General features: G+C 59.1%; 12 protein-coding genes and 1 pseudogene. 5 read left to right on the forward strand and 8 right to left on the reverse strand.

The window, feature by feature from the left end; all coding sequences use genetic code 11:
* Window positions 1-2 precede the first annotated feature (2 nt).
* The 6 genes from PSPTO_RS15565 to PSPTO_RS15590 form a co-directional block, all read right to left on the reverse strand.
* Window positions 3-1,586: a flavin monoamine oxidase family protein gene (locus tag PSPTO_RS15565; RefSeq protein ID WP_005764404.1), complete on the reverse strand. Its 1,584-nt coding sequence runs from the start codon at window positions 1,584-1,586 to the stop codon at window positions 3-5.
* A gap of 22 nt (window positions 1,587-1,608) precedes the next feature.
* The gene (locus PSPTO_RS15570) at window positions 1,609-2,538 is read right to left on the reverse strand and encodes an ABC transporter substrate-binding protein (RefSeq protein WP_005764405.1); all 930 of its coding nucleotides are present in this window, start codon (window positions 2,536-2,538) and stop codon (window positions 1,609-1,611) included.
* Between the two features lie 28 nt (window positions 2,539-2,566).
* Entirely contained in the window at window positions 2,567-3,352 is a 786-nt protein-coding gene (locus PSPTO_RS15575; protein ID WP_011104329.1) for an amino acid ABC transporter ATP-binding protein, read from the reverse strand.
* Window positions 3,345-4,319 (reverse strand): amino acid ABC transporter permease, encoded by a 975-nt coding sequence (locus PSPTO_RS15580; protein ID WP_011104330.1) that lies wholly within the window; start codon window positions 4,317-4,319, stop codon window positions 3,345-3,347. Before PSPTO_RS15580 ends, PSPTO_RS15575 begins: the two co-directional genes overlap by 8 nt.
* Before the next feature lie 43 nt (window positions 4,320-4,362).
* A complete protein-coding gene (locus PSPTO_RS15585) occupies window positions 4,363-6,813 on the reverse strand; it encodes a TonB-dependent receptor plug domain-containing protein (RefSeq protein WP_005764409.1) in 2,451 nt (816 codons plus the stop codon).
* A 533-nt stretch (window positions 6,814-7,346) separates the two neighbouring features.
* Window positions 7,347-7,916, reverse strand: a complete 570-nt coding sequence (locus PSPTO_RS15590) for a DUF3313 domain-containing protein (RefSeq protein ID WP_226992702.1) — start codon at window positions 7,914-7,916, stop codon at window positions 7,347-7,349.
* Between the two features lie 64 nt (window positions 7,917-7,980).
* Between PSPTO_RS15590 and istA the strand changes: the two genes are divergently transcribed.
* Both istA and istB read left to right on the forward strand, forming a co-directional pair.
* The gene (istA, locus tag PSPTO_RS15595) at window positions 7,981-9,003 is read left to right on the forward strand and encodes an IS21-like element ISPsy4 family transposase (RefSeq protein ID WP_002551322.1); all 1,023 of its coding nucleotides are present in this window, start codon (window positions 7,981-7,983) and stop codon (window positions 9,001-9,003) included.
* A complete protein-coding gene (gene istB / locus PSPTO_RS15600) occupies window positions 9,000-9,809 on the forward strand; it encodes an IS21-like element ISPsy4 family helper ATPase IstB (protein WP_005741073.1) in 810 nt (269 codons plus the stop codon). Before istA ends, istB begins: the two co-directional genes overlap by 4 nt.
* 48 nt (window positions 9,810-9,857) lie before the next feature.
* On the opposite strand, the pseudogene PSPTO_RS30260 reads toward istB, so the two are convergent.
* A pseudogene (locus PSPTO_RS30260) lies at window positions 9,858-9,983 on the reverse strand (DUF3313 domain-containing protein); the annotation flags it as partial.
* Between the two features lie 387 nt (window positions 9,984-10,370).
* On the opposite strand from PSPTO_RS30260, the gene PSPTO_RS15610 reads away from it, so the two are divergent.
* The gene (locus tag PSPTO_RS15610) at window positions 10,371-10,724 is read left to right on the forward strand and encodes an MmcQ/YjbR family DNA-binding protein (RefSeq protein ID WP_011104332.1); all 354 of its coding nucleotides are present in this window, start codon (window positions 10,371-10,373) and stop codon (window positions 10,722-10,724) included.
* Window positions 10,725-10,800: 76 nt separating this feature from the next.
* Here PSPTO_RS15610 and PSPTO_RS15615 read toward each other — a convergent pair whose 3' ends face one another.
* On the reverse strand, window positions 10,801-11,853 hold the full coding sequence (locus PSPTO_RS15615) for a LacI family DNA-binding transcriptional regulator (protein ID WP_011104333.1): 1,053 nt from the start codon (window positions 11,851-11,853) through the stop codon (window positions 10,801-10,803).
* Between the two features lie 138 nt (window positions 11,854-11,991).
* Between PSPTO_RS15615 and PSPTO_RS15620 the strand changes: the two genes are divergently transcribed.
* Both PSPTO_RS15620 and PSPTO_RS15625 read left to right on the forward strand, forming a co-directional pair.
* Window positions 11,992-12,915 (forward strand): TIM barrel protein, encoded by a 924-nt coding sequence (locus PSPTO_RS15620; RefSeq protein WP_005764417.1) that lies wholly within the window; start codon window positions 11,992-11,994, stop codon window positions 12,913-12,915.
* Between the two features lie 19 nt (window positions 12,916-12,934).
* Complete coding sequence (locus PSPTO_RS15625) at window positions 12,935-14,104, forward strand: Gfo/Idh/MocA family protein (protein ID WP_005764418.1); 1,170 nt, start codon at window positions 12,935-12,937, stop codon at window positions 14,102-14,104.
* Window positions 14,105-14,452 lie beyond the last annotated feature (348 nt).

Consider the following 14,452-nt stretch of genomic DNA (forward strand, 5'->3'; position numbering starts at 1 on the left):
CTTCAAGACGCAGCGAGGGCCGCAGTCTGTCTTTGCTGGATGACGCGCTCGGCCAGTTGCCCGACCACATAGCGCGCCGAGTTGGCGGCCGATTCCTGCCAGATACCCACGCCGCTCTGCACCAGCCCGTCGCCGGCGAAATAGACCCGGCCATGGGGCGCTTCCAGCAAGGCGCTGGCGTCAGCCGGAAAATGCTCGCGTTGCAGCCACGGGCCTTCGCTGTACGGGATCTGCTCCCAGGACACTGCCAGCGGGTTGCGCAAATGATGCGAGTAACCGGGATGCAGCAGTTCCACGGCTTCTCTGGACGTTGCGTACTGCGCGTCGAACGGTTTGGCGCCGAACACATCGGCGCCCTCCCCGGTCACGTAACCGGCGACGAGCAGGCCATCGCGGGTATTGAGGTCGTTGCTCGGGTACCACAGCAGGCGCGCCGGATGGTCGATCCAGGACAACCCGCCATAGGTGCGGTAATCAGTTTCCCAGAAGCGCGGAGATTGCCACGCCACTTTGGTCGCCTGATCGTTGCGGGTGCTGAGCAAGGCGGCTTTGATCGGGTCGCTGAAATCGGTGTCGAGCCTCGCCAACAGCGGCAACGGCAACGTCGAGACCAGATAATCGGCGCGCACCACCTGTTCGCGACCGCTGTGGCTGTCGTGATAGGTCACGGCTACGCCGTCTTCAAACTGACGAATCCGGCGCACCTGCGCGCCCAGTTGCACCTGCTCGGTGAGACGCTGGTAGAAGGCGTCGGTGATGCGGTCCATGCCGCCTACCGGCTGAAACATGGTGGCCGAAAACTCCGGGAATTCAGTGTGCAGCAAGGCCCCCCACAGCTCGGGGTGCAACAGCCGGTCGAGCGCGATCGGCTGCGCGCTGGTCGGCAATGCTCCTGGGTGCGAGAGCGACTCCTGATGACCGGAACGCAGGCTGCCCTCATAGGCCAATTCCTGCGACAGGTCGCCATACACTTGCAAAAACGCCAACAGGCGCTGACGCTCTTCACCGCTCAACACATCGTCCAGGGCATCGCGTTGCACCGCCGTGGCCAGTAACCCTGAAAGATGACCACGCGCATCGTTGATGGCCTGGCCGACGGTGAAAGCCGGCTGTTGCAGGTCCGGGCGTACCTGAGCGCCGTGACTGCTGTTGACCAGCACTTCCAGCGGCACGCCCAGTTCGCTGCAATAGTCGAGCAACGTGCGATGCTGGCTGGGAATACGCGCGGGCCCTGCGTTGAAATACAGGCCCGGATCAAAGGCCACGGTCTGTGTGCGGCCGTCCTTGTAGTCCACCCGATCACCGTTGCGCAGGGTCCAGTTACGGCCGCCCACCCGATCACGGGCTTCCAGCACCTGCACGGTAAAACCGGCCCGGGTCAGTTCCAGCGCCGTGACCAGCCCGGCAATCCCGGCGCCGAGCACCAGCACACGGGTGCCCTGCCCCAGCCCATTCTTGAGTTTCAGCGGCTGCGGTCGTCGATGCGACGAAGGCCCAAGGCCCAGTACCGCAAGCGCATCCTTGAGAGCTTTCTCGCCCCCCACCGCTGCAATGCTGGACAGCGCTTCGCGTCGTGTCAGTCCCATGGTCATTACTCCCTTGAAGGCTTCAGTCCGGCAGGCCGGGTGGGTTGATCAGCGACGTGTCGACGCGCTCCACATCCAACCCCCAACGCTGCAACACCTGTTCGTACTGGCCGCCGGCAATCGCACCCTCCAGTGCGGTATGAATGGGTTTGACCAGACCGTTGTCCTTGCGTGTGGTCACGGCGATATCGGCTTGCAGTGGCCAGCCGCCATTGACCGTGCCCACACGTTTGATGCCTCCCGTAATGGCCGCTGAATAGGCATACACCGAGTTAGGCCCGAACAGCGCGTCGCTGCGGCCCGAGCGAATGGCGAGCTGGGCCGCTGCCTGATCATCGAAGTACTGCAGCAGTGCGGGTTTGATGCCGGCCTTTTCGTTGGCTTCGTTCCACGCCAACAGGACCTTTTCCTGATTGGTGCCGGAGCCGACGATGATTTTCAGCCCGGCGATGTCCGACGCCTGTTTGATCTCGCTGATTTTGCTGCCAGTCTTGACGTAAAAACCCAGCACATCCTGCCGGTAGGTGGCGAAATCAAAGCGTTTTTTGCGCGCTTCTGTCACCGTGACATTGCTGATCACCGCGTCGTATTTGCCCGAGCTGACGCCCAGCGGCCAGTCCTCCCAACTGGTCTGCACCACGTTCAATTGCAAACCCAGGCTATCCGCCACCAGTTGCGCGGTGTCTGCCTCGCTGCCGATGGTGGTCTTGTCGTCATTGGCCAGCAGCGCCAAAGGCGGCCCGGCAACGCCGGAAACAGCCACGGTGAATTTGCCCGGCTGGGCGAACTTGAAGCCCGCCGGGATCTGCGCGATGGCCGCTTCGTTGCGTGGCACATGAATGCGCTGTCGATCAGGGCTCAGGTCGACCGGTTGCGCGGTGGACGCAAAGGCACCTTGCGCCAGACTGACGGCAATCGTCAGCAGGGTGATACGGGCAGTGTTCACTGACATCAGCAGTCGCTCCTTGAAAACGGGAAATTCACAGCACCTTGCCGAGAAAGGCAGCGGTGCGAGGGTGTCGGGGCTGGTGAAAAACCTGTTCCGGCGGTCCCTGCTCAATCAACTGGCCATCACAGAGAAACACCACGTGGTCCGCCACTTCGCGGGCGAAGCCGATCTCGTGGGTGACCACCACCAGCGTGACGCCCAGTTGCGTGAGCCCCTTGATGACGTCGAGCACTTCGCCGACCAGCTCGGGGTCGAGGGCTGAGGTGGGTTCATCAAACAGCAGAACCTTGGGGTCCAGCGCCAGCGCGCGGGCAATGGCGACCCGTTGCTGCTGGCCACCGGACAGCTGGCGCGGGTAAGCGTCTACCTTGTCTGCCAGGCCAACCCGAGCCAGCAGTTCACCGGCCTTGCCCTGTGCTTGGGCTTTGCTCCAGCGCTTGTGTGCCAGCGGCGCTTCGGCGATGTTTTCCCAGGCGGTGAGGTGCGGGAACAGGTTGAAATTCTGAAACACAAAGCCGACTTCAATGCGCCGCTTGAGGATCTCGCGCTCTTTGAGTTCGTAGAGCAAATCACCCTTGCGCCGATAGCCGACGTAGTCGCCGTCGATGGTGATGTACCCGCTGTCGATCTTTTCCAGATGGTTGATGGTGCGCAACAGCGTGGACTTGCCCGAGCCGGACGGCCCCAGAATCACCGTCACCTTGCCCGGCTCGATGGTCAGGTCGATGTCCTTGAGCACCTGCTGGCTGCCGAAGCGCTTGCCGACGCCCTGAATCTGGATGCGTCCGGCGCGTGCCGGGTGTGCGAGCTCACTCATGATGCTTCTCCTTGAACCAGCCGCGCAGCCGCTGCAAGGGCGTGGGCGGCAGAACCCGCGCCGTGCCACGGGCAAAGTGCCGCTCGACGTAATACTGGGCGCTGGTCAGCACCGTGGTAATGATCAGGTACCAGACCGTGGCGACAATCAGCAGCGGGATCACCGCCTGGGTGCGGTTGTAGATGACCTGCACGGTGTAGAACAGCTCTGGCAAGGCCAGCACGTAAACAATGGAAGTGCCCTTGACCAGGCCAATGATTTCGTTGAACCCGGACGGCAGAATCGAGCGCAACGCCTGGGGCAGGATGATGCGAAAAACCCGACGCGAAGCAGGCAGCCCCAGCGCTGCGGCGGCCTCATGCTGGCCGGCGTCGACACCGATCAGGCCGCCGCGAATGATTTCCGCCGTATACGCCGCCTGCATCAGGCTCAAACCCAGCACCGCCACAGTGAATTGACTGAGCACATCCACCGTCGACCACTGGGCAAAGACCAGATCGGTGAACGGCACTGCCAGCACAATGTGGTCGTAAAGATAGGCGAAGTTGTAAAGAATGATCAGCACCAGCAACGCTGGCATCGAGCGGAAAAACCAGATGTAGCCCCAGGCCAGAGCCGCCAGCAGCGGTGAGCGCGACAGGCGAGCCAAGGCCAGCGCCGTGCCGAGAACAATGCTGAACACCGTGCTCAGCAGCGTCAGCAGCAGTGTCTGGGACAGGCCGCGCAGTACCGATGGCGAGAAGAACCACTGACCGAAGACGTCCCATTCCCAGCGCGGATTGGTGGCCAGCGAGTGCACGATGGCCACCAGCACTAGTGCTGCGAATATCGACCCGGCCCAGCGACCGGGGTGGCGGGCCGGCACGACCTGCAACGCCTTGATCGGTGCCGGTGATACTCGGCTCTGGCGCAGCGGATAACGGCTGGGCTGATCGATGAAGGCATAGGGTTTGGCGACAATGGGCATGTTTGATTCCTCGCACTCGATACAGTGTTTTCAGGTGCTGGCCTTAAAAAGCGTAAGTCAGCCGGGTGTAGTAGTAACCGCCGGTAAAACCGTAGGGCGAATAGGTGCCGTAGCTGCTGACCATCGTGCTGCTGGGGACCCCCTGTTTTTTCGGGTAGATGTCGAACAGGTTCTTTGCGCCGATGGCGACGTTGAGGTTTTTGCTGAGGTTGTAATCAAGGTCCAGGTCGGTGATCCACTTGGCGCTGTACACCCGGTCCAGGTCGCGATTGGCCGATGAATTGACCTCTTTGTAAGCGCCGTAGCGGGTCAGCGCCAGGTTCAGATTGAAGCGCCCGATGCTCCAGTCGCCGCCTAGAATCAGCTTGGTGTGCGGCTGCACGCCGGTAATCAGATTGCGAGCCTCGCGGTCCATCAATTCATAGGACGTACCCAGGATTGAAGTGGATTCCTTGTAGCCAAGGATTTTGGTCTGGTTCCAGTTGAACGCTGCGGTCCACGTCAACGAACCGTACTGGCCCAGGTCCTGGCGGTAGTTGCTGACCAGGTCGAGGCCTTTGGTGCGGGTGTCGGCACCGTTGATGAAATACTGGCCGCCCGACGTCGAATCGACGCCGTTGTTGAGCAGCACCTGAGTAACTTCGTTGCCCAGCAAAGTGCCGGTCAGGGTGATGCGGTCGCGCAGATTGATCACGTAGGCATCGGCGGTCAGGCTCAACTGATCGTTGGGCGTCAGGGTGAAGCCAAGGCTGAAGTTGGTGGAGCGTTCCGGCTTGAGGTCCTCGGCACCCAGCGCTCTGGCGGCCCCTGAACCGGTTGGTAATACGCCGTAGTTGATCGACTGATACACGCCGTCCACTACACCGTAGGTAGTCGAGCGCGCACTGAACAGGCTGTTGGCCAGAGACGGCGCCCGAAAACCATTGCTGACAGTGGCACGTACGGCGAACTGCGGGGTGAAGTCATAACGCGTGGTCAGCTTGCCGCTGCGGGTCGCGCCCACCCCTTGATTGTAATGCTCGTAGCGTAATGCGCTGCCGACATACCAGTCGGGCACAGGGTTGAAGCCCACGTCGACATAACTGGCGACACTGTTGCGTGAGGCGCTGCTTTCTTCGTCCGGTGAAATGCCATTGGTGACCTGCGCTCCAGATGATGCACAGTTGCCGGGTGCAACGCAGTAGCCGCCGTTGGCATAGGACTCGTAATCGCCCGCCTGCACCTCATAGGTGTCGCGCCGATGTTCAAAGCCGTAGGACACGTCGAGGGGCTTTTGCAGGCCGACGTCAAAGCCGCGCTTGAAGTCCAGATTGGTGGTCAGCTCGGTGGAAATCCATGTGCCGGAGGTGAAGCTGTTCGGCGTGGCCTGCCCCAGAGACGGGTTCTGGTTATGCGTGGTGCCCTGCTCCGCTTCATTACGCCCGTAGGTAGTGGACAAATCCCAGTCCCACTCGCCGAGCGTGCCTTTGCCACCGAATGCGGCCTGAAAATCGTCTTCATCGATGTACCAGGTCGGCGTGTATCCCGCTGGGTAACCGTTAGGCCCGGTGGGAATGGTGTTGGTGATGGTCGGCAGGCGAAAGTTCTGACCTTGCTCGCCTTTGCGCCGCGAATAGGTGGTGAAGGAATACAGGCTGAAACTGTCGTCAATCGGTAACTCGGCGTTGTAGCCCAGTGTGAGCAGATTGGTTTTCGGCGTGCCGTAACCGCCGTACGTGGACTTGCCTGCCAGGTCGTAGGCTTGCTCGTAGCTGTAGCCATTGGCGCTGGCCTTGTTGTCGTCATTCTGGCTGCGCGCATCCAGCGCCAGTTGCACGATACCGCCGTCGCCAATCTCGAAGCCTTTGTTAAGGCTTTGCTGCACGGTCTGCTTCTTGCCGTCATAACCGAGCCCGGCATTGGTCACCGACGTGCCGCTGGTGTCGGCCTTGAGGATGACGTTAATCACCCCTGCAATGGCATCGGAGCCGTATTGAGCCGCCGCGCCATCGCGTAACACTTCGACATGATCAATGGCGCTGATGGGAATCAGATCGAGGTCTGCCGGCGCAGCACCGGTGTTGATGCCGTTGATGCTCAGCGTCGCGCTGGTATGGCGGCGTTTGCCATTGACCAGCACCAGCACCTCGGCGGCGCTCAGGCCACGCAAGTTGGGCGCCCGGGCAATGCCGCTGGCGTCCCAACCGGTTTTTTCCGGCAGCGTCAGCGATGGAATCACTGCGCTCAAGGCTTCCATCAGGCCAGGCTTGCCGGTGCTTTGTAACTGTTTGGCGCTGACCACATCGATCGGCACCGGGCTGCTGGTCACGGTGCGCTGCTCGGCGCCGCGATTACCGGTGACCACCACGGTGGACAAGGTACGACGTTCGTCCTCGAAGGTTTTTTCCTGAGCCTGAATCGTCCCTGACAGCAACACGCCCCCTATCGCCAACGCCAGCGGGCAGAAACCCGGCGCAGCAGACGATGCTCGGGCACGGTGTAAGACTTGCTTCATATCCACTCCAGACATGGCGATCATTGAAGCCATGCATGCAAATCGCAAAGTCGGGCACTCCCGCTGTCGTCCAGACAGCGCAGTACGCACGTTTCAGGCTATGCAGGTAAAACCTGCGCGATGAGCTAGGGGTGAGGTGACAAGCCGGTTGGCGGCAGAAGTGTCGCGCAGCGCCCGTCAACAACAGGGCGAGAGGAATAAAGCCAGTGGCAGGATTGAACAGGCAACATACGTTGAACTCCCTTCCAACGATTCTGCTTGAGGGGAATGGTTTGTCCCTCGGTCATGGCGCACTCGACGGCGGCATGCAGCACAGAATCCTGATAACGATTGGTACCATCCGAGGTAAGGGGTAGGCTGTTGGAACCAAACATAACGGAATCAATAGTGAAAATATAATTCTATTTGGTCATAAGATAATATTATTATTTTTGATTTATATTTATTTTATTATTCATAAATAGCATTTTCTGTTCTCAGGTGTTTGACTGCCAAAGAGGCCCGGTTATCAGGCCGGGCTTCCCAAGGCAGCTCTACTTTGAGAGCAACACCTCGACCAACTCCTCCGCCCCGCGGGAAATACCGGCTTGCGCTGCCGACAAGCGCCCGAAGGTCGAGCTTATGTCATAGACCTTAGGATATTGCCGGGTTACATAGGACTCCAGAAGCTGCGAAGTGGACGCATCGTAGATCTCGACCGCGTAGCTGACCGACCCGGTAAATGTGCCTTCACGATCTCTGGAGGCCTGAACGAGGTTATAGGACCCCATGCCGATATCGAACCGGGAGAACGTCGATAAACCCGCCACCGTCGTCTCGGCACCTGTCAGCGTGAGGCGAATCCTCAATGTCCCGCGTGCAGGTGTGTCGGCGAATCGAAAATGCCTGCCCAGGGCTTCCGAGAACTTGACCGTCATGTCGTTGGCCAGCGCGGTCTTGTCCTTGCGTTCCAGATCTGAAAACTGCGCATCCGCTCCCGAGTAGATCACCACCGGCTCGAGCATGATTTTATCGTATTGATTCCAGTTGACCGACGTCGAGTACTTGAAGGGAATACGACCCGAGTTGTCCTGTTTGTTGGGTGTCACCGCCACTGTAAAAATGACCCCCTAACGCCAACCTAGAATTGACCCCCCTGGGTAAAACTGGCGGCTTTGAGCTGCCAATATGTTGACCCAGGAGCAGTCTGTGGAAATTAAAGTGTTGGCCCGTCAGGGCCATGGCATCAAATTCATCGCCCGTGAGCTGGGTATTTCGCGTAACACCGTGCGCAAGTACCTGCGAAAGGCCCGGTCGCTACCCAGTGACAAGGTGAGACCCGCACGTCCGTGCAAAATCGACCCCTTCAAGGACTACCTGCACGAGCGTATTGAGGCGGCGCGCCCACACTGGATTCCGGCGACCGTCCTGCTGCGTGAGATCACGGCATTGGGGTACAGCGGCGGCGTCAGTCGTCTGAAGGCTTATATTCGCCCCTTCAAACGTAAGGCAGAAGAGCCGGTGGTACGTTTCGAGACACTGCCCGGCAAGCAGATACAGGTGGACTTCACCACCATTCGACGAGGCCGTCAGCCGCTTAAGGCGTTCGTGGCGACACTTGGTTTTAGTCGAGCAAGCTTTGTCCGTTTCTCCGAGCGAGAGGACAGCGAAGCCTGGCTGACAGGGCTTCGGGAGGCGTTCGCTTACTTTGGCGGCGTGCCCGAGCAGGCATTGTTTGATAACGCCGGAACCATCATCACCGAGCGAGATGCTTTTGGGGAGGGCCAGCACCGTTGGCATCCCCGATTGGCTGCGCTGGCCGATGAGTTTGGTTTTATTCCCAAGGTCTGCCGCCCTTACCGTGCCCAGACCAAGGGCAAGGTTGAGCGCTTCAACGGGTATCTGAAGGGCAGTTTCATTACCCCGTTGGCCGCTACGCTCAAGAGTGCGGGTCTGACGCTGGATGTGGTGACGGCCAACGCACATATCGGCCAATGGCTCGACGAAGTCGCTCATCAGCGGATTCACGGCACGACGGGTGTTCAACCGGCGGTACGTCTGGCCCAAGAGCAGCAGGTACTATTACCACTGCCAACACAGAGCCTGCGCCCACAACCCGCCCAAGGCCTACGCCTGGGACGGGTCCTGCCGTACGAGAGCTTGCAGCATCCGCTGTCGGTTTATGAGCAACTGCTGGAGGTGAGAGCATGAACCTTCAACATGCTCGCCTGACAGAACTATGCAAGGGGCTAAAGCTTGAGCGCGTCGGGGTGGACTGGCCGCACCTGGCCCAACAAGCAGCAAGCGGCGAAGACAGCTTTGCCGACTTCCTCGAAAAGCTGCTGGCTGCCGAGACCGATGCCCGAAGTGAACGCTCTCGACAGGCCCTGCTGAAAACTGCCGCGCTGCCCGCTGTGAAAACGCTGGAGCAATACGACTTCGCGTTTGCCACCGGCGTCCCCCGGGCACAGCTCCAGGAGCTGGCAGCACTGAGTTTTGTTGGACGTGCCGAGAACATCGTGTTCCTGGGGCCTAGTGGTGTAGGCAAGAGCCACCTGGCTATCGCCCTGGCCTACCGGGCAGTGATGGCCGGTATCAAAACCCGCTTCGTCACGGCGGCTGACTTGATGCTGCAACTGACCGCTGCGCACCGCCAGGAACGGCTCAAGGAATACTTCAGTCGTGTGGTGATGGCCCCTGGGTTGTTGGTCATCGATGAAATCGGCTACCTGCCGTTTGGTCGTGATGAAGCCAACCTGTTCTTCAATGTTGTCGCCAAGCGCTACGAGCAAGGCAGCCTGATCCTCACGAGTAACTTGCCGTTTACCCAGTGGGCCGGAACCTTTGCGGATGATCAAACACTGACAGCGGCCATGCTGGACAGGCTGTTACATCATGCCCATATCGTGCAGATGACAGGTGAAAGCTATCGACTCAAGGACAAGCGCAAAGCAGGAACCAAATCTTCTCGGGCCGAACCGGCTCGAAAATATGAACCCGAGGGGGGTCAAAACTAAGTTGGCGATTTAGCACGGAAGGGGGTCACTTTTTAGTTGGCGTTGACAGTTGGGGCGCATTTCAAGCGAGGACTCGATTCCTGAATAAGGCGACGGCTCATGGCTGGCACAACCTGTGGCGAGAAACCCCAACAGCAAAAGCCCGACCAGCTTCATGTGGTTAACGTAGTGCATGCGCAATGCTCCAGCTCAATCAGGTTAGAAAAATTCGGAAGAGAGTTGCCGAACAGGTCTGGATTCATGATTGGCCAGCCAGAAAGCCTCGCCCGCCAAAACTGTACCGACGTGTATAGTTTTAGTCGGTCGGCCATTGCACGTCAACCTAAAATGTACACATGGGTATAGTTTTGAGATTGAATTTAGGTATGCCCACGACGGTGGCGAAGGCCGCGGACTGTGATGGTCGGAGATGGACGGAATAGCCCAGGCCATGAATTATCCGGCCCTGCGCAGGTCAGAACGACCAGTTCCATGATTCTTGAGGTTGAAAGCATTTCGTTCGAGCCGACGCAAAGCGACGAACACTCAACCTCCTGTTGATCCAAGGCCAGGGAGCAGCCCATGAACCGCCAGCAATTTATCGACTACGCACAGAAAAAATACGACACGAAGCCGGATCATCCGTGGGAAAAGTTTCCTGATTACGCGGTCTTCAGGCATTCGGACAATGACAAATGGTATGCCCTCCTCATGGACATTCCTGCCGAAAAAATAGGCATCAATGGGGATAAGCGGGTTGATGTCATTGACTTGAAAGTTCAACCAGAACTGGTGGGCTCCTTGAGGAAAAAGCCTGGCATTTATCCGGCTTATCACATGAACAAGGAACACTGGATCACCGTGCTGCTGAACGGGCCGCTCGGCGCAAAAGAAATCCATTCACTGATTGAAGACAGTTTTCAGCTCACCCGCTGACGGTGATAGCGTCGAGCGGCTCCAGGCATCGCGTGCAGCTGTGACAGGCGTAACCGGTGGCCACGCCAGCTCATTATCAAGCGATGCTTTCACTGACGTCGACCTGTATGGGCACTGTCACTCTGGCGACCCGGGTCAAATCCGAAGACGCTGCGACCAGCGCCCTCACCGTCTGCTCCGCCACCTGCACAATCGGGTGAGAAAGCACGACCTGTACCAGGTCAGCTTTCAATGCTTCGCGGGTCAGAGGCGTCAAATCATGACACACCACCACAGGTAGCCTGATCTGCTGCTGTTGGAGCTCGCGCAGTGCACGTAATACCCCGGCGACTCCGCCTCCCGCCACGTACAACGCCGAAAGCTCTGGCTCACCGCTCAGTAAGTCCAGCGCATTACCATAGGCGAAATCGTCGTCTTCAAGCGTCAGGCGTGATGCCAGTAACTCCCAATCCGTTGAGTGGCTCGACAGGTAACTGCGAAAGCTCATCTCACACAGCTCCTGACACTGGAAGCGCTGGCTGCTGACCATCACCGCGGCCGAGCCTGGGGACCCTGCCAGGCGCGTGACAAACCACCCCGCCGTGCGTCCCATCAGCCGATTGTCGACACCGACGTAAGAGGCAGAGCCAAGGCCTGCCAGCTCAGAAATCAAGGCGACCACAGGAACGCCAGCAACTTGCAGGCTGGCGACGGCATCACGCACACGCGGATGATCGACCGCAACCATACCGACACCATCGACCTGATCCCCCAGCGCCAACAGACGCTGGGCCACCGTCGCCGGATCAAGGTCATCCAGGTAACCGATGACGACCTGGACACGCGCCCGCGTGAAAGTCGCTGCCGCGTTCGACAGCGCTTGTGCGAGACCTTTATAGAAAGCCACGCCGCTTTTCTGCAGCAGAAAACCCAGCCGCACAGTCGGTTTATCGTTGAGTATCCGCTGCTCAATCACCCCTTTGGCATGGAAGCCCAAGAGTGCCGCCGCGGCGGCAATACGCTGTGCTGTGTCGGTACGCACGTCCGCACGCAGATTCAGCACACGGTCGACGGTGGAGAGGCTGACGCCCGCCTCGCGCGCGACATCCGCCATGGTGGGACGCAGTTTTTGACGAGGCTTTTTTGACATGTCTTGACATCTCTTTTTCTCGATCATGACGGGTTTTGACAGCTTTATCCACCCTCCCGTAGCCCTGACCAACACGACTGAAATAGGATCGACTCAACGCCAAACACTCATCAACAACAACAAAACCGGAGTGCATTCATGACCATTCATATCTCCACAGCACCCTGCTGCTGGGGCGTCGACGATGTAAAAAACCCCTATCTGCCAGCGTGGCGCGACGTACTCGGCGAAGCCAGCGAAGCGGGCTATCGCGGAGTTGAGTTAGGCCCGTATGGTTACCTGCCGCTTGACCCGGCAGTGGTTTCAGCGGCCCTTGGCGAAAACCGCCTGCATGTGGTGGCCGGCACTGTTTTCGATGATTTGGTAACCCTAACCAACTTGCCATCTCTGCTCCGCCAGACCCACGATATTTGCGCATTGCTCAAGCAACTCCCGCCCATCGATAAGGAGCCCGGGCAGCGCTTTGCCGGCCCTTACCTGGTCATCATTGATTGGGGACATGAGGAACGCGACTATGCTGCGGGCCACTCAGAGTTGGCTCAACGCCTTGACGATGGGGCTTGGCAAACAATGATGGAGCACATTCGGGCTATCTGTCAGATCGCCTGGCACGAGTACGGCATTCGCCCTGTTATTCACCCGCACGCCGGCGGTTATATCGAATTCGCCGACGAGCTGGCGCGGCTGGTCGATGACATTCCAGACGACGTTGCCGGGCTCTGCCTGGATACCGGGCATCTCTACTACGCGGGCATGGATCCTGCGGCGTCACTGCGCACTTACGCCGACCGTCTGGACTACATCCATTTCAAAGACATTGACCAAAGCGTTTTTGACGACGTCATGAAGCAGCGCATCAAATTCTTCGACGCCTGCGCCAGGGGCGTCATGTGCCCCATCGGGCGCGGCGTGATCGATTACCCGAGCCTTTACCGGCTTATTCAGACGCTGGGCTACGAGGGATACATCACGGTCGAGCAGGAACGCGACCCTCGAAACGCCAACGGGAGCCTGGAAGATGTCCGATCCAGTCGCACCTACCTGGCAAACGTCGGATTCTGACCCGCACGAGGCATATTCCATGATCAACGGCAGCAGACGTATTCCCCAACCGATCCGCTGGGCTATGGTGGGCGGCGGAAGTCAGAGCCAGATCGGCTACATCCACCGCTGCGCAGCACTGCGTGACAATACCTTTGTGTTGGTCGCGGGCGCATTCGACATCGATCCGATAAGAGGCAGCGCCTTTGGCGAGCAACTGGGTGTCGATAGCGAACGCTGTTACGCCGATTACCTGAGTATGTTCGAACAGGAGGCCCGGCGTGCAGACGGCATTCAAGCGGTCTCGATCGCCACGCCTAATGGCACGCATTACTCCATCACCAAGGCAGCGCTCGAGGCCGGGCTGCACGTGGTGTGTGAAAAACCCCTGTGTTTCACTGTCGAGCAGGCCGAAAACCTGCGCGAACTTTCGCATAAACATAACCGCATTGTCGGTGTGACCTACGGGTATGCCGGCCATCAACTGATCGAACAGGCCCGGGAAATGATCGCCGCCGGTGAACTGGGCGACGTGCGCATGGTGCACATGCAGTTCGCCCACGGTTTCCATAGCGCGCCGGTGGAGGCGCAAAGCCAGGCGACGCAATGGCGTGTCGATCCGCGTCAGGCGGGGCCGAGCTACGTGCTTGGCGATGTCGGAACGCACCCGTTGTACTTGTCGGAAGTGATGCTGCCTGACCTGAAAATCAAACGCCTGATGTGCAGTCGGCAAAGCTTCGTCGCCAGCCGCGCGCCCTTGGAAGACAACGCGTACACCTTGATGGAATACGAAGGTGGCGCGATGGGCATGGTGTGGTCGAGCGCGGTCAATGCAGGCTCCATGCATGGCCAGAAGATCCGCGTCATCGGCTCTCGCGCCAGCCTCGAGTGGTGGGATGAGCGACCTAACCAGTTGAGCTTTGAAGTTCAGGGGCAGCCCGCGCAAATACTTGAGCGCGGTATGGGGTATCTGCACCCCAATGCGCTGATAGACGACCGTATTGGCGGTGGTCACCCGGAAGGCCTGTTCGAAGCATGGGCCAATCTTTATTACCGCTTTGCCCTGGCCATGGATGCGACTGACCGATCCGATACCCAAGCCCTCAGCGCGGTGCGCTATCCAGGAATAGACGCTGGCGTCGAAGGCGTGCGATGGGTCGAGCGCTGCGTACTGTCCGCCGACAACGACTCCATCTGGGTCGCCTATTGAGGTCCTGCCTCGGACCTCCATCAGTTAAAACCGAACAGAACAATAGCCGGACAGAAGAATGAATCACCCTGCCGGTTTGCTCAGGCTGTTCAATTTCCATTTGCAAAGGATTGCAGGCTATCAGCGAAAGACTGGAGTTGTTCCTGACTCCGTACGGCGGTCTCCCGCAGCCTGCAACTTCTTGCCCAGCTGTGACCAATGGCAACAAGATTGCCGGTACAGGGCTACCCCCGATAACGAAGAGGTAAGTGAAAATCGCAACGCACATAGTGACCGCCAGCAGCCCTCCCAACCCGATGGTGACCGGTATGAACAAGGCGACAGCAGCGACGATTTAGCAGAGGGCAA

The organism is Pseudomonas syringae pv. tomato str. DC3000 (assembly GCF_000007805.1).
Lineage (GTDB): Bacteria > Pseudomonadota > Gammaproteobacteria > Pseudomonadales > Pseudomonadaceae > Aquipseudomonas > Aquipseudomonas avellanae.

What these genes read in the sequence shown, in the direction of transcription:
- PSPTO_RS15615 (WP_011104333.1), bottom strand. Translation starts at nt 11,853, where the DNA reads ATGTCAAAAAAGCCTCGTCAAAAACTGCGTCCCACCATGGCGGATGTC.
- istA (WP_002551322.1), top strand. Translation starts at nt 7,981, where the DNA reads ATGTTGACCCAGGAGCAGTCTGTGGAAATTAAAGTGTTGGCCCGTCAG.
- PSPTO_RS15565 (WP_005764404.1), bottom strand. Translation starts at nt 1,586, where the DNA reads ATGGGACTGACACGACGCGAAGCGCTGTCCAGCATTGCAGCGGTGGGG.
- istB (WP_005741073.1), top strand. Translation starts at nt 9,000, where the DNA reads ATGAACCTTCAACATGCTCGCCTGACAGAACTATGCAAGGGGCTAAAG.
- PSPTO_RS15585 (WP_005764409.1), bottom strand. Translation starts at nt 6,813, where the DNA reads ATGAAGCAAGTCTTACACCGTGCCCGAGCATCGTCTGCTGCGCCGGGT.
- PSPTO_RS15580 (WP_011104330.1), bottom strand. Translation starts at nt 4,319, where the DNA reads ATGCCCATTGTCGCCAAACCCTATGCCTTCATCGATCAGCCCAGCCGT.
- PSPTO_RS15625 (WP_005764418.1), top strand. Translation starts at nt 12,935, where the DNA reads ATGATCAACGGCAGCAGACGTATTCCCCAACCGATCCGCTGGGCTATG.
- PSPTO_RS15575 (WP_011104329.1), bottom strand. Translation starts at nt 3,352, where the DNA reads ATGAGTGAGCTCGCACACCCGGCACGCGCCGGACGCATCCAGATTCAG.
- PSPTO_RS15610 (WP_011104332.1), top strand. Translation starts at nt 10,371, where the DNA reads ATGAACCGCCAGCAATTTATCGACTACGCACAGAAAAAATACGACACG.
- PSPTO_RS15570 (WP_005764405.1), bottom strand. Translation starts at nt 2,538, where the DNA reads ATGTCAGTGAACACTGCCCGTATCACCCTGCTGACGATTGCCGTCAGT.
- PSPTO_RS15620 (WP_005764417.1), top strand. Translation starts at nt 11,992, where the DNA reads ATGACCATTCATATCTCCACAGCACCCTGCTGCTGGGGCGTCGACGAT.